Source organism: Yersinia vastinensis (assembly GCF_044905075.1).
Lineage (GTDB): Bacteria > Pseudomonadota > Gammaproteobacteria > Enterobacterales > Enterobacteriaceae > Yersinia > Yersinia vastinensis.
This window is the reverse complement of sequence record NZ_CP173260.1, coordinates 1,645,316-1,668,763: the sequence shown is the minus strand read 5'-3', so window position 1 is coordinate 1,668,763 and position 23,448 is coordinate 1,645,316. Positions and strand designations below refer to the sequence as shown.

Below are 23,448 nucleotides of genomic sequence, written 5' to 3'. Positions count from 1 at the left end.
TAATTTGATTCATATCAATTTTTTACTGTAATACGCGCTTTTTCAGGCCACAAAACCCTTTTTCGTGATCGACCACTCATTTTTATGAACACCATACCTTTATAAAGAAAACGCTTATCCATTATTAATGAAACATTGTTTTAATTTGAGGTGGTGGTAAAAATGAGTAAAGCTATAACAACAAGACATACGTTGGCGTATGGGAGCGCCAACTTATTGGGAAGTGGGGCATTAGCAATTAGCGGTGCCTGGTTAATGTATTTCTATACCACCTTTTGCGGACTGTCTGTCGTCGAAGCGGCCACTATCTTTTCAATCGCCAGTATTCTCGATGCCATCAGTAACCCGGTCATGGGTTATATCACTGATAACTTTTACAACACACGCCTTGGCCGTATATTTGGTCGTCGTCGCTTCTTTATTTTGCTAGGGATCCCCCTGGTCTTGGTTTATCCAATGCTATGGATGAGCGGCTTTGGTTTCTGGTATTACCTGCTGACCTACGCGCTGTTTGAACTCATTTACACGTCTATCATGGTGCCTTATGAAACATTGGCAACCGAGATGACAACCGATTTTGCTAAACGCTCAAAACTAACCGGTTCCAAAGCTATTTTTGGCAAAGTTGCAAACTTTTTGGCCGCCTTTATTCCCGGCCAGTTTATTGCTATTTACGGTAAAGATTCGGCAACACCATTCCTCTATACCGGTATCGCTTATGGTCTCATTATGTGCTGCGCGATGATCTGGCTTTATAGTTCATCTTGGGAGCGTCCTGCCAGTGAAGTGGTTAGAGAGACCACCAGCAGCTTAGGTCAAGCATTGAAAAAGCTGTGTGTGGATATGGCATCGACTTTCCATCTGCGTATTTTCCGTAAACATCTGGGGATGTACCTGTTTGGTTTCGGCGCTGAATGGCTATTCGCTTCCGCATTTACCTACTTCATTATTTTTGGCTTGGGCCAAGACGCGGCGCTGGTTTCTCAACTCAATAGCTTCAGCTCAATCATGCAGTTGATTTCAACCGCGGTCTTTATTGGCATCTGCGTCAAAATGGGTTTTGCTCGCCCATTCCGTATTGCGCTGCAAGTGGTTATTGTCAGTGTTATCGCCTATGCCGCACTCTATTTTACCGGCTGGTCTCAAACTACGACCGTGATTGTGCTGTTCTGTATTACCGCTGTTTTTGGCCTAAGTACCGGCGGTATCTACTATATTCCATGGACGGTTTACACTTTCCTGGCTGATGTAGATGAAGTATTAACAGGCCGTCGCCGTGAAGGTATCTACGCAGGTGCCATGACTTTCGCGGGTAAAATGGTGCGTTCAGTTATCGTCTTCGCCATGGGGTGGACATTAAGTCGCTTTGGTTTTGTTTCCGGGCAATCGAGCCAGCCAGAAGTTGCGGTACAAGCGATTGTCGGTGTGTTCGCCATCGGTGTCATTGCCTTGGCCTTGGTGGCAATTTACTACACCACACAGATGAAACTCGACCGCAAGAATCACAAAATCCTGCTGGAAGAAATTGAGCGAATTAAAGGTGGCGGTGCCATGGCAGATATCCCGGCTCATGCCCGCGCCGTGGCGGAAGAACTTACTGGCTGGAAATATGAACAATGCTGGGGCAACAACCCTCTTGGTATGAAAGAGTCCACAAATGTCGTTCCTAAACCAGTGACTGAGAGTTAATTCACTCTGGTAATCATATCAAACCGCATCGGCCTCCTTGATGCGGTTTTTTTATCCCTCCGGGTAATGCCTCCCCCTGTAATGTAAATTATTCGTCTACCTGAAAATTTCAGCATGTTTTATACAAATATCCGATTACTATAAGTCCACGACCACTTATTTAGTTTTTTGAACATGGATAAACGATTGCTGAAACATCTCTCTGCTTCACTGCTGTCTGCCGCGCTATTGACGATACCTATGCACAGCTACGCCGATACGGCACTTTTGACATCACAAGTTGTTGACCAATACGCCGAACATATTTTCTATAACAGCGGAGCCATGGGTATGGCACTGGTGGTGATTGATAATAACCAAGTGGTCAACCGGAGTTTTGGCGAAACCAAACCCGGTAACAATCTTCGCCCGCGACCAGACTCATTAATTCGTATTGCCTCCATCACTAAGCTAATGACCAGTGAGGTGATGGTTAAACTGGCCGAAGATGGCACAGTAAAATTGACCGACCCGCTGCGAAAATATGCGCCGAGTGGGGCCAAGGTTCCGGCTTATAATACGAAACAGCCAATTACCCTGCTGAATCTAGCCAGCCACACCAGCGGCCTGCCACGTGAGCAACCGGGTGGCCCGCAAAAAAGGCCGGTGTTTACCTGGCCAACTAAGGATAACCGCTGGCAATGGCTGAAACAGGCCACGGTGACTGTTCCGCCCGGAGTCAAAGCGGCTTACTCCAATTTAGCCTACGATTTGCTGGCTGATGCGCTATCACGGGCGTCAGGAAAACCTTATACCAGCTTATTGCGCGATAAAATCACCGCTCCACTAGGAATGCGTAACACCACCCTCACCCCAACAGCGGAGCAATGCAGCCGTCTGATGGTCGGTGTTGGCAGCAGCCGCTGTGAGAACACCACTGCGGCAGCGGGTAGCGGTGGGGTTTACTCAACACCGGAAGATATGCAGCGGTGGATGCAACAATTTTTATCTTCAGATAAGAATGCACGCAAGAATTCAGCTAAACGTGAACAAGCCATGTATTTCCAGCGCCGCGACTTAGTTTCATTGAAAGGGATGGATGTTGCCGGTCAGGCCGATGCGTTAGGTTTAGGCTGGGTTTACATGGCCCCCAATGCTGAGCTGCCTGGCATCATGCAAAAAACCGGCGGGGGTGGCGGATTTATTACCTACATGGCGATGATACCTGAGAAGAATATTGGCGTCTTTGTGGTGGTCACCCGCACCCAATTGACCAGGTTCACCAATATGAGCGATGGCGTCAATCAACTGGTTGCTCAGCTAGCGAAGAACGGCTAATACCATCGGCGGCGGAGCTAAAAACTGCCGCCGATCATCATCAGTCAGAAAGCAAAAAGCCCGTTATCTTATTCAGATAACGGGCTTTTAATTGGTGCCGGCACCAAGAGTCGAACTCGGGACCTACTGATTACAAGTCAGTTGCTCTACCAACTGAGCTATGCCGGCGTAATTTGGCGGAAGGATAGAGATTCGAACTCTAGGACCTGTTACAGTCGACGGTTTTCAAGACCGTTGCCTTAAACCACTCGGCCATCCTTCCAATGGGCGGCATTATCATCTATAGCGTAATGATATGTCTAGTGTTTCATTCAGAAAAAATTGAAATTCGATTCGTTTGGTTAAACTTCACGCCAAAACTGGTCAAAAAAAGTCACTCCGGTCAAAAACACACCTATTTTAGCTTAGGCGACAACTCGGTTTACGCACTAACAAAAACAAAAAAACGCGGCCAAATGACCGCGTTTTATCAGAACCTATCCTGCTAGCAGGATTAGAACTGGTAAACCAAACCAACCGCTACGATATCATCAGTGTTGATACCCGCTTTTTTGGTGAAGTCATTTTCGTCCAGCAGGTTGATTTTGTAATCAACATAGGTGGACATGTTTTTGTTGAAGAAGTAAGTTGCACCGACATCAACATATTTCACCAGATCCTGGTCGCTATAGCCGTTACCCAAGTCTTTACCTTTAGATTGCAGGTAAGCTACAGATGGGCGCAGACCGAAATCAAACTGATACTGAGCGACTAATTCAATGTTTTGCGCTTTGTTAGCAAAACCGGAAATTGCAGTAGGATCGCTGTTGAACTTACCGAAGCGAGTCAAGTTGTAAGTCTGGGCATAAGTTGCCGCCAGATAAACATTGTTCGCATCATATTTCAGACCACCGGTATAGGCATCAGCGCGATCGCCATGACCAAATGCCAGGTTATTTTGATCATCGGTACGTTTAGAGCTTGCCATGGCAGCCGATGCACTCACACCCCAGCCCAGGTCGTAAGATACGGACATACCGTAGCCGTCACCATTCTGGCCTTGTACATCACGGCCATTGTTGGTTTCAGTACCGCTGCCGTTCTTGCCTTGGTATTGCAGTGCGAAGTTCAGACCATCAACCAGACCAAAGAAGTTGCTGTTACGGTAAGTCGCAATGCCATTACCACGCTGTGACAGGAAGTTATCCGCACCGTAAGTATCACCACCAAACTCTGGCAGTACGTCGGTCCATGAAGTTACGTCGTAAAGCACACCATAGTTACGACCATAATCAAAAGAACCGTAATCAGCGAATTTCAAACCAGCGAAGCCAATACGAGTAAAGTTATCTTGGTCTTGGCTTTCTGCTTTGTTTAGATTCGCCTGATATTCCCACTGGCCGTAACCGGTCAGTTGGTCGCTGATCTGAGTTTCGCCTTTCAGACCAAAACGCATGTAAGACTGGTCGCCATCCTTGCTCTTATCATCAGAAAAATAATGCAAACCATCGACTTTACCGTACAGATCCAGTTTATTACCGTCTTTGTTGTAAATTTCAGCCGCGCCTGCACTACCTGCGACTAATAAGGCCGGAACAAGCAGGGAAAGAACTCGAAGTTTCATCGTTATTATCCTCTAATTATTAGATCTAACTATGCCACTGCTCTTGCGAGCATATAATCCCAATGGGGTGATTCTATTGTGGTAATAAGATTAGGATTAATCTATACAGAAAATGCTACCAAGTCTCGAATAATGTTTCATATGACCAAAAAGCATTTCAAAATGTAAATGAGAGCGAACTTTCACAAAAACAAAAAATACTTAAAAATAGAGCACGCATAATCAAAAATAATTATTTTTATAATAAAATCAAAGATATGTAGACAAATACAAACCGCACCAAATTGACAAGTGACATTCGAAAAACAGAGGCTATAATAAATCCGCTATCATCATTATTTTACTATTACCTACATTGTGGCTTACGCAGCCAGATAATTCGTTAGTGTTACGGCCGGTCAATTGACCGGCTTTTTTATTTCCTGCAATATATATAGTAAAGTATATTTATAGTGGCTGGTATATTTCCAAAATGAAATAATAGGTTACGTATATAGTTTCGTATTTATATTTAAGCACGAATAGCTCAATAATCACAGACTAATAATTAGCCTGATAGGTTAATGATCAATCAATTATTTAACTGCATAACTTCATCTTTTTACGCCAATAAACACTCTTCAGCCCTGAGAGTAAAAGGCGCATAGTGATAAATAATGAACAGTAATATTAGCGCTCCCGCAATGATTCCTTCACTTTATTTAGCGGTTTTATTAGGTAATCTAAAACTGTTTTCTGACCCGTTTTAATTTCTACGCTGGCAACCATTCCCGGTAATATAGGAAACGATTTACCAGCTTTATTGGTCAACTCAGCCCGATTAGTACGAACGTAGATACGATAGTAAAACTGGTCCCGTTTGACCTCATCTTGCAGGGTATCCGGCGAAACCGTTTCTACCACGCCCTCCAGATTGCCGTAGATTGATGAATCATAAGCCGTGATTTTTACTGTAGCGGGTAACCCGGGCCGAATATAAGCAATATCACGAGGGTTAATACGCGTTTCGATCAACAATTGTTCTTCAATCGGTACGATTTCCATCAGTTTACCGCCGGGTTGCAGTACCCCACCGACCGTCGAAACCTGAATATCTTTTACGATCCCACGTACAGGAGAGATCAGTGTCGTTCGAGTGAGCTGATCCTGTTTGCCGGAGACCACCTGCAATTGTGCATCCAAATCAGCATTGTTTTTCAACTGCTCCTCTCTAGCTCTGACGGCATACTGATTGCGAGCCTCGTCAATTTTACCTCGCAGATCACTGACTTGCCGCTGTAGCCTAATCACCTCGACCTGACTGGCTGCCCCTTTAGCCACCAAAGGTTCCGTCATGCGTAATTCCTGCTGCACCAGCTTGAGTGACTGCTGTAAATTGCTAACCGTCTCATTGAGGTTTTGCCGCCGAGATAAGTAAAACTGAGTCTCTCTCGCCACCAACTCCGGCTCTTTCAAGGTATCGACACTGAAAACCAGCGCCGCGCCAGTAAGTTCGGCCCGTAAGCGTTCAGCGGAGGCCCGTAACGTCCGCACTCTGGCGGCAGCCTCACCATAATTAGATTGAAAACGCGTGGGATCGAGGCGGGCCAGTATTTGCCCTTTATTGATGATAGCTCCTTCATGGACCAGCAACTCATTGATGATACCGCCATCCAGACTCTCTATTAGCTGTGCACGACTCGACGGTGTCACTTTCCCGGTGCCAACCGTAACTTCATCCAGAATGGCGAAATAGGCCCAGAGAAACATGACTATCATCCCCACCAACATGAGCCACACAATGGCCGACATGCGCCGTTCCTGCTGTGCCCTTTCTTGTTGTAGGCTTAAATTGCTCATGACCAACTCCTGTTAGGCTGCACCTTGTTGAGATTTATTGGCCATCGCATTAAGGATATGGTCTCGTGGGCCATCAGCCACGACATGGCCGTTGTCCATGACAATGATGCGGTCCACTAATTTTAGTAATGCGGGTCTATGAGTCACCAGTACCAACATGCGTCCATCTAACCAAGTGCGCATTTGGCGAATAACATAATCTTCCAGTTGTTCATCCATTGATGCTGTCGGTTCATCCATCAACACTACTTGTGGATTACGCAAAATCATGCGGCTCAGTAATACCATTTGCCGCTGCCCCCCCGATAACCCCTTCCCACCTTCATTAATAATCCGGTCAAGGCAAGCCGCATCTTGCTGCACCATAGTGATTGCGCCACTGATGCGCAGCGCTTGAATCATTTCCTGTTCGGTCGCATGAGGGTGCCCCAGCATTAGGTTTTGTCGTAATGAACCAAAGAACAGGCGGGAATCTTGCGATAAAAAACCCAGTTGGCGGCGTAGATCCGCCGGTTCAATGCGTTTGATATCAACACCATCAATGACCACTTTGCCTTGGGTCGCACTAGCCTGGCCGGCTAGCAACTTCAGTAAAGTGGATTTACCGGCCCCTACTTTGCCAAGGATCGCCACTTTCTCACCGGGCTTTATCTCCAGTGAACTAATGGCAACCACGTTTTGCCCTTTTTCCTCATCATAGGTGTACTGCACATTCCGCAGTTGATAGTGACCATTGAGTATCGGGCAATGAGCCAGCTCACCCTCTTCAGGGCGATCCAACGGTTTTTTGAGTAATTCATTCAAGCCGGTCATGGCACTTTTCGCATGTTGCCAACGCGAGAACACCATCGTCAATTGCATTAACGGCGCAATGGTTCTTGAGGAGAGCAAGCTGCTGGCGACCAACGTACCGGTGGTTATCTCTCCAGCCAGCACCAAATAGGTGCCAAACACCAACATTCCGGCATAGGTCAATTGTGAAACCGTTGAGGCCCAGCCGGTAAGGCGCGCCCCCCACAGCCGCTGCTTCATCCCAACCGCCGCACTTACCTCGTGGGTTTGCTCCCATTGGCGCTGGAAATAAGGCTCGGCCTGTAACGCTTTAATGTCTTCAATCCCCTCAATGGTTTCGACCAAGATGGCATTGCGTAACGCCCCTTCACGCATCCCTTCTTTCGCCAACTTTGCCAGTGGGAATTGAATTAATAAGCCGGGGATAACAATCAACGGGATTGCTAACAGCGGAATGACCACCAATGGCCCTCCCATAAACGCCATAATGGCCAGAAACAGCAGCACAAAAGGCATATCGGCCGCGGCCCCTACTGTCGTGGACGTCAGCAACTCTCGAACTTGATCGATTTCGCGCAATTGGGAAATAAACGACCCCGTCGATTTAGGCCGTGCTTCATTTTTAATAGCCATAGCGCGGACAAACAGCATCGACGACACATTGAGGTCAATTTTTTTGCCCATTAAATCAGAGATCTGCGTCCGGGTTAGGCGAATGACATATTCCATAAATGCCGCCAGTAACACACCAAAGAACAGCACCCACAACGTGGCGTATGACTGAGCTGGAATCACCCGATCGTAGACTTGCATTGAAAACAGGATGCCGCCCAACGCCAGCACATTACCCAGTACCGACGCGAGAGAGATTTCGGCAATTTTACGCCCCGCTCCACGGAAATTTTGCCAAAACCAGTGTTTACGATACGGCCCGACAAATTCGTCAATCCGTTTATCACGGCCCCGATTGGCCATTCCCACCATCACCACCTGACCTTGGCTGCGTGCCAGCAATTCTTGCAAGCTCGCCTCCCGCACCACGTCCCCCCCTTCACTGAGCCAATAGCTCACTAAATCGTCATCGCCCATGTGCTCTAAAACAGCTACGCTGCCCGGTTCCAGCTCCAGCAACACTGGCAACAACTCGTTGCGCCAGCGTACTTTTTTCAATGGCATCACATTGACCTGCAACCCCAGCAGACCACTGAGTCGTTCCAGTTGGCGTAAGCCACTTAATTGCTCAAACCAGCGCATTTGCTGGGCAAGAAAGTTAACATCAGCGGGCTTGCCATAGCGGCTGGCAACTCTCGCCATTGCTGTTATCCAGACTTCTGTTGGCGTAGATTGCGTCGTCATGTTACCTCTGTCGCGTGCGCATTTGCGGTCAGTTAAACCCGAAACCGCCCGTCAATGGACGGGGGTGTTTGGGCGTTTTCAGAGCGTCGGCAACCTTTCACCACTCTGAGCGACCCGATCAATACCCAGCATGTCCACCAAGTTATCGACAGCCGAGGCATAGCGTGCTGTCGCATCCCAGCCGTCATACAGCGCCATCAGCCGCATTGAGTCGGCCTGCAACACATCTTGCTCAACACTCAGCAGGTCATTTAAGCTACGTTTGCTTAACTTATATTCATCCTGATAAACACTGCGGGTATGGCGGGCACTTTCCAATTGCTGTTCTCCCGCTTGTTGACGTTGGATGGCACCAATCATGTCGGCGTACGCCATCGCGGCTTTTTGATTCACATCCAGTTTGGCTTTTTCAACTTCCGCTTGTGCCGCCGCCCGCGCACCTTCTGCCGCGCGTACTTTAGCGCTCACCGCGCCTCCTTGATAAACCGGTGCTTCGACTGCCAGTTGCACCTGATCATCCCAGTAAGAGCGTGAATCATTTTCATAGCGAGTTCGGCCCGCCTGAATCTTTAAGGTCGGCCAGTGTTGTGCCTGACTTTGCCGCACCCGCTGCATTGCGGCCTGCTGTTTTGCCTCGGCGCTGCGTACTGCACTGCTGGCATCATAGGGAATGGCATTGAGCGTGACTTTTTGCTTGAGCAGATCTTTAGGCAGATCGGGTAAGTTATCGGAGACCACCCCGGTTAGCACTGTCAGTTGCGCCTGAGCCGAGCGCTGCTGCGCGCGATATTGCTCCAGCGTCGCCACCATGCCAGCGATTCGGGTTTCTGCTTGTAACACATCTGATTGTGAACTCAGGCCGGCATCAGCCCTGAGCTGGGCGGTTTCTTTGACTTTCTCCAGTGACGCAATATTGCTGCGCGCCACCACACTTAATGCCTGATAGCGTTTAACTTGCAAATACGCCTGAACCGTACTCAACCCCACCGCAGTCATGGTGTTAAACAGTTCATAGCGATAGGCATCTGACAAGGCTTGTTGTTCATCAATGCTGCCGCCCGTTTTACCAAAGTCATACAACAATTGACTCAATTGGATCCCGGCAGAAGCATTGTTATTCAGACTGCCAGCGGAATCTGTTTGGTGCGATTTTCCCGTCGTTCCCTGTAGGGAAATCTGCGGATACCAGCCACTTTCAGCGACATCCAAATCACCTTGCCCCACTTTTATTTGCGCCGCCGCTTGCGCAATTTGCGGGTTACGGGCAAATGCCCGCAAAATGGCCTCACGCAAACTCAGTTGGGCCAATTGCTCCTCACTGGGGGCCGCCTGCCAGTTAAAAACTGCCACTGGTGGGGTTTCTGCCGCCCATACCGGCGGCGTCCCCACGGCCATTAACATCGTCACCGCCCATAATGCGCCGGGAATATCCCGGCGAGTTAAGCACCTTATTTTTCTTTTCATCGCCGACAAACTCCTGTGCCGATCCTATTTTATGGGGCTTTTTTGTTCTTAATCTCATCCATGGTTTCACACCAAATGCACCTGTAAGCCATGTTGAACCAACACATCTCCCAATGTGTTGCTGCTATCCAGAGAGGAATTGTGGTAAACGTCAAACGCCTGCCCATCAACGTTGCGTTGCCCTACACTGCTCCAGACCCCCTCGGGCGTATTGCTGAGGGTGACCTGACCACCTTCAGCCCCTTTGATCAACAAGTCATCTTGCGGTTTATCGGTCAGTGTTAATGCGTCGTGCAAATCCAACCGGATGCTGTTGGTGCCGCTTTGCCCCAAATCTATGACTTCGATGTGCTCCACTTTTAGCCCCAGACTGGTCAAGTCTAGAACCTGATGCGTCCCACCTAACAGCAAAGTATCCATTCCTAAACCGCCATCGATATGGCTAAAATTCAGTGAATTGACAGTGAAAATATCTGCGCCACTGCTCCCGGTCAGCGCTTCACCAGACATCACCACACCATCGGCCAGATTCAGCGTAATTCCGCCGATGGTATAGCCCCCCTCCGTCACCGTGGTGGACAGCATGCTGTCGATAGGTTCAGCCAGTGGTTCGACGACCATGGATTGTGTTTGAGCTGACGCGGATTGCGCTGCTGTTGAGTCTGCCGAAGTGTCACTAGCCGTCGAAGTGTTAACGGTCTGGCTCTCGACACCGGCGGTATGCGCAGCTTGGGTATCTGGAGTGACCATCATGCTGGTCGCTTGAATATCGCTATCAGCCGACAGCAGTTGAATACCCGAACCTGAGAGCAAACCAACCGATATCTCTTTGTAGTTACCGGCTTCATCTGTGACCGAGACCGCCACAGTGGTGGTTAGGATGCTGACAACATTCAGCGCCCCGAGGAAAGATCCATAGAATTTGACACTCCAGTGCCCGGTGCTATCAACGGTGCCCTCAAGGGATTGCCCCAGCAAAACCACTTTGACTTTAGTATTGGGCAGCACATTTACGCTGGAACCAGAAACGGTTAATCCGTTGATCGGCAGTAATACCAAGTTGCCCACATTGCCTAATACATCGACTCCCAATAATGGCAGGGCATGGGTTTTCACCGTGAAATCGGTGTTCACCGCAACCTGATTGCCGACGGTATCAGTGATTGAAACACCTATTTTGGCCGAACCGTCCAACAACCCCGTCAGAGCTGACGGGGTAATAGGCACACTCCAACTGCCATCACTGCCCACGACGCCGAGAAGCGTTGTCCCGCCAATTGTCACCTTAATTTGCGAACCAACAGCATGAGTACTGGTTCCTGAGATCACTTGTGCCGCTGTCGACTCCGCACCGCTGAGATAGTGATCAGTGGCAAAGAATGGGTTTAGTGTGATCGTTGGTAAAGTGATACCGACAGTGACCGGTGCACTGGCTGAGGTGCTATGCCCGGCGGCATTAGTCAGACTGGCACTGGCCGTAAAACTGCCATCAAGCAGGCCGGCTAACATCAATGGTGAAACGGGAATACTCCACGAACCATCGGTTTTGACGGTGGTATTCAGTGTCAAATTACCGACAGTCACATTTACCGTAGAACCGGCGGCGAATGTACTATGACCGCTGATAGTTTGGGTCAAAAGTGCATCAGCCACATTGAGCAAACCGTCACCAAAAATAGGGTCCAGTGTCAGTGTCGGTAAGCCATTGGCGATAACATTCAGAATGCCAGTGCTGGAGGCAGGGTTGCCCACCGCATCTTGCAATCCGGCGGTGAGTGTCAAGTTACCGTCTGTCAGCATTGCTTTTAAATCAATCGGCTGGACCAGCACACTCCAATTGCCTCCGGCCCCTACCGTGGCAGTGTAGGTTTTGCCATTGAGGGCAATATTGACTTGGGTGCCCAACGCCACATTGGTGGTGGTGCCGCTGATGGTCTGCGCTACCAGTAAATCTGCCACACTGAGAATGCCATCACCAAAAATAGGATTGACTGACAGCGTAGGCTGGGCATGAATCAGGACATTGACTAATCCATTGGCGCTGGTGGTATTGCCGGCCCCATCAACCAACGATGCACTGATAGTTTGGTTGCCATCCAATAGTCCGCTTAATATGATGGGCGGAACTGATGCAATCCAAGCGCCCCCAACCCCGACGATTGCCACCAGTTGATACGCGCCCACTTGAACCTGTACCTGCGCACCAACCGTGCCATTGAGCACCGTCCCACTAATGATTTGCACGGTTTGACTATCCAGAATACTCAGCAGCCCGTCACCAAAAATAGGGTCCAGCACCAGTTTAGGTACATTGTTGATAATGACATTAACGTTGCCCGATGCGCTTGCAGTGTTGCCCGCCTGATCAGTGATAAAGACGTCCACCTTGAGGTTACCATTTAGCAGTGCAGTCAAATCCGCAGGTTGCAAGGTGATCGTGAAACTGCCATTTGCGGCGGTGGTGCCAAAGAAGGTTTTCCCTCCTAGCGTGACACTCACCTGTGTTCCGGTTGTCACTCCACTGACGGTGCCACTAATTATTTGCGCAATGGCAGTGTCGGCCAGACTGAGCTTTCCGTCACCAAAGATAGGATTTAACGCGATAACCGGTGGGGTCACATCTACCAGTAATGAGCCAGTCACTGTGCTAGTGTTCTTCGCAGAATCCTCCACCGAAGCTGTAACATTGAGCGTACCTGCCAGCAGCCCATTCAGTGTGAGAGCGTCAACTGGTACACTGAAAGTCCCGTCCGCATTGACCGTGGCCTCTAGCGAAACCGTCCCCAGTTTGATAGTGACTTTCGCCCCTGCGGGCAAATTCTTAACCGTACCACTGATGGTTTGATTGAGCAGCAAATCAGCCGCATTGAGGATGCCATCACCAAAGATTGGATTAAGACTAACCTGCGGCAGATTATGGATAAGAACAGTAGCCCCAACTTGGGTATTGACGATGTTACCTGCCACATCTTTGACCGAAATATTGACCTGCAAGCTACCGTCTTGCAGACCACCAAGCAGGGACGGCAGCAAGTCAACATGCCACACACCACCAGCCTGTACTTGCGTGGTCAATATTTGAGTTCCGATGGTCACAGTAACCGTTGTTCCAACGGCGACATTATTTATCACCCCACTCAGTGTTTGAGCTGTCGTCGCTTCCACCGCATTAAGAATGCCATCGGCACCAAACAGTGGGTCTAATAAGCCAAACGTTGGCAGATTGTGTGTCAGCACATTCAACACTGGTGCGGGATTCACCTGAACCACATTATTATTAGCATCAACTATGGTGAGCGCCAATGACAGTGGGCCATCGGCTAATTGACTCAGTTGTGCCGTTGGTAGCGTCAGTGACCATTTGCCATTAGCCCCCACATCAGCCGTCAGTTCGACACCATTAATGGTGAGTTTCACCTTGGCACCCAACCCAGCATTTTGTGCCGTGCCCGATAACGTTTGATCCAGCAACGCGCCAGCCGCGTTGAGATAGCCACCGTTAAAGAGTGGGTCAACCGCCAGTGACAGTCCTTTATTGAGCGCAATATTCACTGTCACATTGCTGCCGCTTGGGTTACCGGCAGTATCCGTCACACTCAAGCCCACCACCAATGGGCCATCCGCAATTCCTGAGAGGTTCTGTGGCAGCACCTTGATGCTCCATTTACCGTCATTTCCTACCAGTGTGGTGAGTGTCGTGCTCCCCAGGGTCAGGCTTAAGGTTTGCCCTTCGGATCCCAACGCTGTCCCAGACAATATTGAACCAAGGATATTGTTGTTAAGGATGGGCGCACTGACGTCCAAGGTGATCAGTGTTGGCACCGTATCAACCAAAACAGTAATCGGCGTGATATTGGCACGGTTTCCTGCCAGGTCGGCCAGTGTCGCCGTCAGGGTATTATTGCCTTGGGGTAGCGCCTGCAAATCGACCACTGGAATAGTGACACTCCATGTTGCACCTAGACCTGCACTTACAACTACCGCCGAGTAATTTTTACCGTTTAGCGTCACCGTTACCGTGCGGCCAATATCGTCAACTGAAGCTGTACCACTGACCTGTTGTGGCACTTTAGATTCCAGCGCATCTAATGTGTTGTTGATGGCAAATGGCTCTACCGTCAAGGTGGGAGGAACACGGTCAACCAGCAGCCCGACCTGTTCAGAGGCAGTACCAAGTTCCAATGATGCTGTAATTTGATAATTTCCATCGGGGAAAGTGATTTTGGGCAAGGTGACTGACCAACTCCCGTCAACCGCGATGGCGATCGGCAAACCGACGGTGACACCATCGATTTTGAGAATAACGTTGTCACCCAGCGCATTGGTCACTTTACCGCCAATCGTGATGGTCAGCGGATCACTTAGCTCATTGATAATATTATTGGTGTTGATAGGGTCGATAGTCAGCACCACCGGAGGAACAATGATATTCACATCAACGTTAATTGGATTGAGGGTATGGCCCTCATTACCCACACTGTCGGTGACTGACGCATTGATCGTTACATTTCCGGGTGCCAAACTCCCCAACTGAGCACTGCTCACTGTGGTTGACCACGCACCATTAGCCCCCACTGTGGCCGTGAGATTAAGGCCACCAAAGGTGATATTGACTTGGCTGCCAATAGCCATATTGGTGGTGGTGCCGCTGATAATCTGGGGCACTTTACTTTCTAGGAAGTCCAAAACAGGACCAAAAAGTGGAGTATCGATGGTGACTGTTGGCAACGTGTGTGTCTGTACACCAATATTGAGTGAGTGGCTGCCACTGTTTCCACCGCCATCAAGTACATCCACTTGAATAGCGGGTGAGCCATCAGGAATGAGTTTTAAATCTGCCGTTGGCACCGTGACAGACCATACCCCCGTGGTGATATTCACATTCGCATCATATTGCTTGCCATTGAGAGTCACTTTCACAGTTTGGGCCGTGTTCAGCAAACCCGTGGTGCCTGTCAATATTTGATCAACCCCCGCTTCACTCAGATTCAGCACTGCACCAAAGGGAGGTGTGTTAATGGTCGGCTGTGGCAGTGTCAAGAAGCTGTCAAAGCCCAATGAGCCAGTATTGCTGTTTCCGGCGGAGTCAGTCACAGTGACATTGATTTGGTGCGCGCCATTAACCAGACTATTTAGCGCCCCTGATGGGATAGTAACTGTCCAGTCCCCAGTCAGCGAGTTCACTTGGCCGATATAGATGATTCCACCCACATCGATTTTCAGCTGCACATTCTGGTTATTCCCCGAAATTCCGGTTTTGCCGCTGATCGTGGTCACCGCCCCAGCTTCAGCAATATTAATGCTATCGCCAAAGGAAGGAAGATTGATTGTGGGCTGTGGCAACAACTGCTGAGAAATAAAGGTGATGGGCTGATTTGGCAGAATATCCACCACGTTCCCGCCACGATCAGTGACGGTAACACCAATCGTATGTGACCCCGCCCCTAGCAGGGTTAATACCCCCGATAGTAGCGGCAAACTCCAACTGCCATCAGGGTCAGCAGTAATGGTATTGATCAACTTACCATCAATAAAAATAGCCACACTCTGCCCGCTACCCACAACGCCCGTGCTACCACTCAATGTCTGCCCAAGCAGAGCTTCCGCATGGTTCAGCACCCCATCGCCAAACGGCAATGTCAGTGTTGGCTGGGGTAAATCATGGGTTATCACCTCAACCTGCCCCGTCAAGGTGCCGCTATTACCCGCCGCATCCTTCGAGGTGACAGCCACACTCCATGTCCCCTCCGGCAGGGCTTGCAGCACGGCGGGGGTCAAAGCCAATGTCCATTTGCCATCTTCCGTGACGATTGCCGCGTAACCGGTGCCATTAATATAGACGGTGACCTGCTGTCGCGTATCGCCCACAATCCCGGTGGTCCCAGTTAAGATTCCACCGGCGGCCGCTTCCACCGCATTGAGATAACCGTCGATGATCGGCCCAGTATCCAGCGTTGGGGTTGGGCTAATTATCAATTGAGAATTGAAGTTAACGGACTCCGTATCGCTATTACCCACCCGGTCGGTGACCGTGACCGAAATCGTGTGTGACCCATCAGCTAACAAACTTAATGCCCCCGCAGGCAGAGCACAGACCCACGTCCCATCAGCAGCGACAGTCGCTGGGTAGGTTACGCCATCAATTTTCAGTGTGATGATCTGTCCACTCCCTGTGGCTCCGGTATTTCCCGTCAAAATTTGGCTGGTGGCCGCTTCTAATTTATTCAGATAGCCATCGCCAAACGGTAATGTTGGCAGGGTAATATTTGGCACATTATGGATTAAGATATCGAGGTTAGTGCTGGCTGAAGCGACGTTTCCCGAATCGGCATCAGTGGCGCTGACGGTTACTTTCGTCATTCCATCAGCCAAGCCTTGCAACTCTGTGGCGCTAATATTCACCGACCAGACACCGGCTGACGTCACACTACCGGGGTAATTTTTACCATTAATGGACACCACTACCGCCGTGCCAATCGCCAGATTGCTGCAACTGCCGGTCAAGGTGGCATTCGCTCCTATCTCGCCCACACTCAAAATGTTATCAGCAAATAAGGGCGCTAATGTCAGTGTCGGAACATCGTGGATAGCGACCGTGATGCTCGTGACATTGTGACTTTCATTACCCGCAGTGTCGGTCACACTGACATTAATCCCGCCAGCCAGCGGGCCATCCCCCAACAGCAATAAGTCAGCCGACGGAATGGTTAAGCTCCAACTGCCATCACTTTGCACTGTCGTCTTATAGTCATGACCATTCAGTGTGACGGTCACCGTCAACCCGGCATCTCCGGTGCAAGTTCCTTTCACTACCACACCCAGCAAGGCATCGGCCAGATTTAAAACATTATCGAGGTTGGTTTGCACATCGACGGTGAGAACTGGGGCTTGCGTATCTACCGTGACATTGTGGGTGGTGCTAGCCGGGTTTTGCGCGACATCATTAACCGTGGCGGTAATGACGTTGTTACCCTGTGGCAGCGCCTGCACATCCACGGCAGGAACGGAGACACTCCAACTGCCGTCCGCCTGCACCTGCGCCTGATAGAACTTACCGTGTAAACCCACGGTCACCGTTTGCCCGGCTTGTACATGCAGGCTATTGCCATGAATGGTCAGTGCTGACTGACTTTCCTGATAATTGATAATGTCATCGCTGGTGACCGTGGCAACCGTTAACGACGGTTGGTCAGCAAGAGAGGCTATCACCGTCACCTGATGACTGGTACTCGCAGGGTTCCCCCCCAAGTCCGTCACCGTCGCTTGCGCGGTGGATGCCCCCTCAGGCAATTGACTCACATCGGCGGCAGGGACGGTCACTTGCCAACTGCCGTCACTTTGTACTTGGCCGCTGTAGCTCTTACCATTAAGGGTAACAGTGACAGTGCGCCCGGCTTCCACATGAGTAGAAACCCCTTTGATCAGCGCATCTTGTGAATATTCATTCCGGTTAATGAAATTATCGCCGGAAATGGTGCTGATAGTGACCGTCGGTAAACGAGTGGTATCAGCATCAATGATCAGCGTGCTACCGACGGTCTTTTGGTTGCCAGCGCTATCACTGAGCGTGACGCTAATCGGATAACTACCGTCTGCTAGGCTTTGCAGCAAGGCACTACTCAGTGGAATGCTCCAACTGCCGTTCGGTTGAACCAAACCGGTGTAGGTTATGCCATTAAGCACCACAGAGACCGTTTGCCCCACTTCTGACAGTGGCGTACTGCCGGTGATATTGACGGTGCTTAGAGCTTCAGTGGCATTGACAATGTTGTCGGTGCTGATGGGATCTACCACCAAATCCGGTGCGATTTTATCTACTGTGGCATTGCCGGTGAACGTATTACTGTTACCGGCGCTGTCCGTCGCAGTGACTATAATAGTCAGATTGCCATTAGGCAGATTTTGCAATTCAGACGGTGCTAAGGTTAATTGCCAATTGCCGTTATTATCGGCCACCAGTTGGTGTTCCACGCCACCCACCGTTACCACCACTTTTTGCCCTGCACCACTGACACCTGTGGAGCCAGTTAATGTTTGGTTGGTCGTGACTTCTGCTGCGTTCAGGTATCCATCAGCAAACGGTGTACTCAGTGTTGGTGCAGGAAGTGACTGCGTTGCCAGCGTCACATTGCTAACCTGAGTGGTAGTATTGCCAACACTGTCTTGAATCGAAATGCTAATGGGGTAGGATCCATCCGCCAATAAATTCAGGGTATTAGCCGGAATATCCACACTCCAACTGCCGGAAGGCCCCACCGTGGTACTGTAAGTTTGCCCATTAATGACCACATTAACAGTGGCCCCTACTTCATTGGAGGTGCCAAATACCGGGATGTTTGCTGCAGCTTCACTGGCATTGATCACACCGTCACCGGCGATCGGTCCGACGGACAATTCAGGTGCCAACGTGTCGACCGTAATCGCCGTCACCTTGCTATTGGTATTACCGGCTGCATCGGTTACTTGCACCGTGATGGACTGCCCACCTTGCGCCAGCCCCTGCAATACCGAACTGGGTAACGTCAGTGACCATTGACCGTCACTGCCGACTAATGCCGGATACGTTTTGCCGCCCACCGTCACCGTTACTGTCTGCCCGGCCCCAGAAATCCCCGTGGAACCATTTAAGCTCTGGCTGATGCCCGCTTCGCCTTTTGTCAGCGTGCCATCGCCAAAAGGTAGGTTGGTTATCGGGGCGGGTAAATTATGGATATAAATACCCAACTCACTGCTGGTCGAGACAGTGTTGCCCGCGCTGTCAGTGGCGGTGGCGGTCAATGTGGCTTTGCCATCCGCGAGTAGCGCCAAATCACCCGCAGGTAAATTCAGGCTCCAACTTCCCCCCGCGCCAGTAACAGTAATGTAGGTTTTACCATTCAGTGTCAGGGTAATTATCTGGTTAGGATTGAGGTTGCTGGAGGTACCGTTAACCGTGACACCTGCCGCGGCCTCTTGCGCATTGATCTGATTGTCGCCCGCTATCAGGCTTATCCCAATTCCGCTCTGGGCATTGTTGATGATAATACTGTGGCTACCACTGGCCGCATTGCCATTCATATCACTAACTGTTGCCGTAATATTCGTCATGCCATTGGTTAGCAACGCCAGATCAGCGGCAGGAATGCGGGTACTCCAATTACCCGAAGAGTCCACTGTTGCTGTATAGTTTCGGCCATTAAGCGAAATGGTGATCACCCGCCCAGCTTCTATCCCTGTGGTGCTACCGCTGACAGCCTGACTGACTAACTGTTCAGCCCCATCAAGAATATTATTTCCGGCGAAAGTATTAATCGTCAGGCTAGGTAAATTGAGCGGATCGGCATCCAGCGTGACATTTTGTGTCACTGTTGTGCTATTACCGGCCACATCCTGCACCTGTGTACTGACCACGTAGGTCCCATCGCTGAGAGACGACAGTGCCCCTGCAGGAATAGTGATGTTCCAGCTACCATTGGTTTGCACCACTCCGGTATAGGTCTGGCCGCCAATGGTCACTTTCACAATGGCACCTATTTCTGTGCTGCTGCCATTGACTGAAATACCTGTCGCTGCTTCTGCGCCATTAATGATGTTATCCGTCGCAATCGGTGAAACAGACAGACCCGGAGCTTGAGTATCCACGTTAAATTGGGTGCTCAGCGTATTGCTATTGCCAGCAGCATCACTGGCGGTGATCACCAGTGGCTGGTTGCCTTGCCCCAAGCCTTGGAGCACATTGGCGGGCAACACGAGTAACCAACTGCCATCCGTCGCGACGGTCGCCGAATAGGTCACACCGCCAAGTTTCACACTGACGTGCTGACCACTGCCCGTGATGCCGGTGCTCCCACTTAATGTTTGCCCCAGTGCGGCTTCCGCACTGTTGAGCGTGCCATCACCAAAAGGCAGTGTCAGACTGGCAACCGGAGAGGTATGGGTATAAATCCCCAGCGTCGTTGTGCTGTTGATGATGTTACCAGCGGCATCCATAACCGAGGCTGATAACGCCGCAGTGCCATCCGCTAGCTGGGCCAGATCGCCTGCAGGAATCTGGGTACTCCAGTTACCGCCCACCCCGACTGTGGCAGTATAAGTTTTGCCATTCAGCATCAAGGTCACGGTTTGCCCGGCATTCACATTGGACGAGGTCCCACTGACCGTCACCCCAGCCGCCGCTTCTGCTGCATTAATCAGGTTATCGCCCGTGATCAGGTTAATACCGAGTCCCGACGAATTATTATCGACAACAATGTTATGAGTCCCTACGGCAGAATTACCGCTCACGTCTGTAACGGTCGCCGTAATACTGGTGCTACCATTCGCCAGAAGGGATAAATCTGCCGCGCTGACCTTGGCACTCCAACTGCCATCCGCCGCAACCGTCGCGGTGTATGTTTTGCCATTCAGTATGATGGACACTACACGACCCGCTTCCACATTCGTGGTTAGCCCACTGATTATCTGGTCAATCCGCTGTTCTGCACCATCCAAAATATCATTACCTGCAAAGCGATTGATGGTCAGCGTTGGCAAATGAGCAGGATTAGCATCCAGAGTGACGGTCGACGTAACGGTGGTGGTATTACCCGCGGCGTCAGCGATAGTCGCGTTGAATGGGTAGCGCCCATCGGCAGTGGCAAAGAGATCGCCGGCCGGAATATCAACCGCCCAAGAACCATTTGGCAAGACGGCGGCGGTGTAGGTTTTCCCTGCATAAGTGATGATGACTGTGCCGCCTATCTCAGAACTGCGCCCACTGAGTGTTATCACTGCGGCGGCTTCAACCGCGTTAATGATGCCGTCACCGGCCACAGGGTTGACCACCAGTGTCGGTGCCTGTGTATCGACATTCACCACCAACGGCTTGCTATCACTATTACCTGCGGCATCGCTGACCGTCACCACCAGCGGCAGGTTCCCTTGGCCCAATGCCTGTAGGGCTGCAGTGGGTAAAACTAATGACCAACTGCCATTAATATCGACTATTGCCTGATAAGTCACACCGTTAAAGCTCACCGAAACGGTCTGCCCCGCTCCCGTAACCCCCGTTGACCCCGTGACTGTTTGGCTTGAATTGACTTCAGCACCATTGAGATTCCCATCACCAAAAGGCTGATTAATGGTAACGACGGGTAAGCTATGGATGTAAATACCGAGTGGCAAGGTGCTGTCTGGCACACCGGTGGCCTTAACCGTTAATGTTACTGAACCATCAAGCAGGTTCGCTAAATCCCCTTTAGGAATAAGCACACTCCAGTTGCCATCCGCATCAACAAAGTCGGTATAAAGTATGCCATTTAACGTGACGGTAACCTGTGTGCCTAGTGCCAAGCCTGCTGACGTGCCGGTTACGGTGAGGTCATTTTGTGCTTCAATGGCATTAATAAGGTTATCGCCCGCAACGGTATTGATACCCAAACCACCTTGGGTGCTATCGACGAGGATATTGCTGTCTTTACTGGCCGGGTTACCGGCGATATCCGTAACCTGAGCATGAATAGTGGCGGTACCATTGGCAATCATCGCCAAATCTGCGGCCGGAATCTGAGTGCTCCACTTACCATCAGCCCCAACAGTGGCAGTATAGGTTTTATTATTCAATGTGATGAGGACTAATCGGCCAGCCTCAACATGGCTGGTTGTGCCGCTCAATGTCTGACTAACTTTTTGCTCTGCCCCGTTAAGGTGATTATCTACAGCAAAGTCGTTTATCGCCAAATTAGGGAGGTTGGCAGGGTCGGCATCAATGATGACATGCCCAGAGGCACTGGCACTGTTGCCTGCACTATTCGTTACCGTGGCAGAGATGGATTGTGAGCCGTCCGCCAACCCAACGAGTGCGCTCGCTGGAACATTGACACTCCAACTGCCGTCACTCTGTACCGTACCCGTATAGGTTTTGCCATTGAAAACAACGGAAACGGTGGCACCAATGGCAGTAGACGTCCCACTAATGGCGACGGTCGCTTTGGTTTCGGCGGCGTTGATAATGCCATCACCCGCGACAGGTGAAATTGTCAGTGTGGGGGCGGTGGTATCCACCACCACCGTGATAGTTTGCTCCGCCGTCTGGCCACTGCCATTGCTGACAGTGACCACCACGTTATAGCTACCGTCATGTAATCCTTGCAACACCGAGGCGGGAAGCGAAACATGCCAGGATCCATCAGCAGCCACTTTCGCAGTATAGGTCGTACCGTTAATCGTGATATTGACCAATTGCCCAGCAGCGACACCGGTTGTTGTACCACTCAAGGTTTGGCTGATAGTGATTTCACTGCCATTAAGACGGTTATCACCGGTCAACGGATTCACTTTCAATGTCACGACGGGGTCGGGGTCAGGGTTGGGATTTGGGTTGGGATTTGGGTTGGGATTGCCTGTCGGTGGCTCAATATTACCGCCATTATTCCCCCCCGCACTGCCACTATTGTTGTTACTGCTATGCGATGCGGCAATACCGATACCGCCGGCGATCGCCAGAAAACCCAATGATCCGGCCAATAGCCCAGCGGAGCTACTACTGCCGCTTAGGGCCAGACCGGCCACCCCATCAATTGCGGTAAATTGCGGTACCAATATGGCATCGCCGAAAGCAGCAGCGCCCATAGCTGCAGGGAAACTGGCATGAACAGGCGGGTTGACGCCATCATCAAACACCAATTCACTGTAATGCCCTTCACCGTCGGTGATAAAAAAATTCTGATAGCGGACGGTTGTACCGTCTTTCATGCGCAAAATCAGATCACTACCCTGACGCTCATAGCTCGCTACACTTTCTGCCGTGCCATGGATACGGACGATACTCAATCCGTTCAGCGTGACAACAGCTTGGTTGCCTGCAACCTCAGAGATAAGCGCCCCATTCTGCCGCGAAATAATATCAACTGAACCCGCTACTGAATTCGCCATGGATAACCTCAAAAATCAAGCAAGACGGTATCTCCACGTAAGAACATATCCGGGGGTTCCCCGGATAAGTCGGACGCTGGAGGGTATATAAACACCTCAATAAAGAGGGTTTGAGCTTGTTTCTGGTGTGGTTAACAACAGCAAAAAATCAGCGTGATCTGCACATCTCTTTTTTTATACATATTTTTTAATGTGATCTCGAACAATAAGTTGGCGAGCCACTCTTTAGATATAAGTAGATATTTCATGACTGTACAATTAAATTTTTCATTTAATTTACAATCATAAATAATTGAAATGATAAAAATCAGGCTAGCACTAAGAGATAAAGCAAAAAACAATCAAGTTAACTACTTGATAAAATTAAAAATTAATCGTTTCAGCTGAAAATGTCATTACCAGTATCAGTCAAAATAGGTGCAACTAAGCGCAATCCATAACTATAAGCAAAATTAATCAATAAAGATTACATTTTTGCAACAAAGTCTCATTATCAC

The 23,448-nt window shown here is 50.0% G+C and carries 7 protein-coding genes and 2 tRNA genes; 2 read left to right on the top strand and 7 right to left on the bottom strand.

Annotated elements, in window-relative coordinates; translation table 11 throughout:
* Nucleotides 1–162: 162 nt before the first annotated feature.
* Complete coding sequence (locus ACIOG0_RS07755; RefSeq protein ID WP_050096948.1) at nt 163–1,689, top strand: MFS transporter; 1,527 nt, start codon at nt 163–165, stop codon at nt 1,687–1,689.
* A gap of 174 nt (nt 1,690–1,863) precedes the next feature.
* On the top strand, nt 1,864–3,006 hold the full coding sequence (ampH, locus tag ACIOG0_RS07750) for a D-alanyl-D-alanine-carboxypeptidase/endopeptidase AmpH (protein ID WP_050295301.1): 1,143 nt from the start codon (nt 1,864–1,866) through the stop codon (nt 3,004–3,006).
* A 92-nt stretch (nt 3,007–3,098) separates the two neighbouring features.
* Here the strand turns inward: ampH and ACIOG0_RS07745 are convergent.
* The 7 genes from ACIOG0_RS07745 to ACIOG0_RS07715 all read right to left on the bottom strand — a co-directional run bounded on the left by ACIOG0_RS07745 (nt 3,099) and on the right by ACIOG0_RS07715 (nt 22,951).
* Nucleotides 3,099–3,174: transfer RNA gene (locus tag ACIOG0_RS07745), tRNA-Thr, on the bottom strand.
* A 6-nt stretch (nt 3,175–3,180) separates the two neighbouring features.
* Nucleotides 3,181–3,268 (bottom strand) — tRNA-Ser (locus tag ACIOG0_RS07740).
* Nucleotides 3,269–3,499: 231 nt separating this feature from the next.
* The gene (locus ACIOG0_RS07735) at nt 3,500–4,609 is read right to left on the bottom strand and encodes a porin OmpC (RefSeq protein ID WP_050096945.1); all 1,110 of its coding nucleotides are present in this window, start codon (nt 4,607–4,609) and stop codon (nt 3,500–3,502) included.
* A gap of 669 nt (nt 4,610–5,278) precedes the next feature.
* Nucleotides 5,279–6,448: an HlyD family efflux transporter periplasmic adaptor subunit gene (locus tag ACIOG0_RS07730; RefSeq protein WP_050140418.1), complete on the bottom strand. Its 1,170-nt coding sequence runs from the start codon at nt 6,446–6,448 to the stop codon at nt 5,279–5,281.
* Between the two features lie 12 nt (nt 6,449–6,460).
* Entirely contained in the window at nt 6,461–8,596 is a 2,136-nt protein-coding gene (locus ACIOG0_RS07725) for a type I secretion system permease/ATPase (protein WP_072086440.1), read from the bottom strand.
* Nucleotides 8,597–8,674: 78 nt separating this feature from the next.
* A complete protein-coding gene (locus ACIOG0_RS07720; protein WP_080985748.1) occupies nt 8,675–9,997 on the bottom strand; it encodes a TolC family outer membrane protein in 1,323 nt (440 codons plus the stop codon).
* Between the two features lie 129 nt (nt 9,998–10,126).
* Nucleotides 10,127–22,951 (bottom strand): Ig-like domain-containing protein, encoded by a 12,825-nt coding sequence (locus tag ACIOG0_RS07715; RefSeq protein WP_404705001.1) that lies wholly within the window; start codon nt 22,949–22,951, stop codon nt 10,127–10,129.
* Nucleotides 22,952–23,448: the final 497 nt, after the last annotated feature.

Coding starts and splice junctions, on each gene's coding strand:
- ACIOG0_RS07755 (WP_050096948.1), top strand. CDS start 163: ATGAGTAAAGCTATAACAACAAGACATACGTTGGCGTATGGGAGCGCC.
- ampH (WP_050295301.1), top strand. CDS start 1,864: ATGGATAAACGATTGCTGAAACATCTCTCTGCTTCACTGCTGTCTGCC.
- ACIOG0_RS07735 (WP_050096945.1), bottom strand. CDS start 4,609: ATGAAACTTCGAGTTCTTTCCCTGCTTGTTCCGGCCTTATTAGTCGCA.
- ACIOG0_RS07730 (WP_050140418.1), bottom strand. CDS start 6,448: ATGAGCAATTTAAGCCTACAACAAGAAAGGGCACAGCAGGAACGGCGC.
- ACIOG0_RS07725 (WP_072086440.1), bottom strand. CDS start 8,596: ATGACGACGCAATCTACGCCAACAGAAGTCTGGATAACAGCAATGGCG.
- ACIOG0_RS07720 (WP_080985748.1), bottom strand. CDS start 9,997: ATGTTAATGGCCGTGGGGACGCCGCCGGTATGGGCGGCAGAAACCCCA.
- ACIOG0_RS07715 (WP_404705001.1), bottom strand. CDS start 22,951: ATGGCGAATTCAGTAGCGGGTTCAGTTGATATTATTTCGCGGCAGAAT.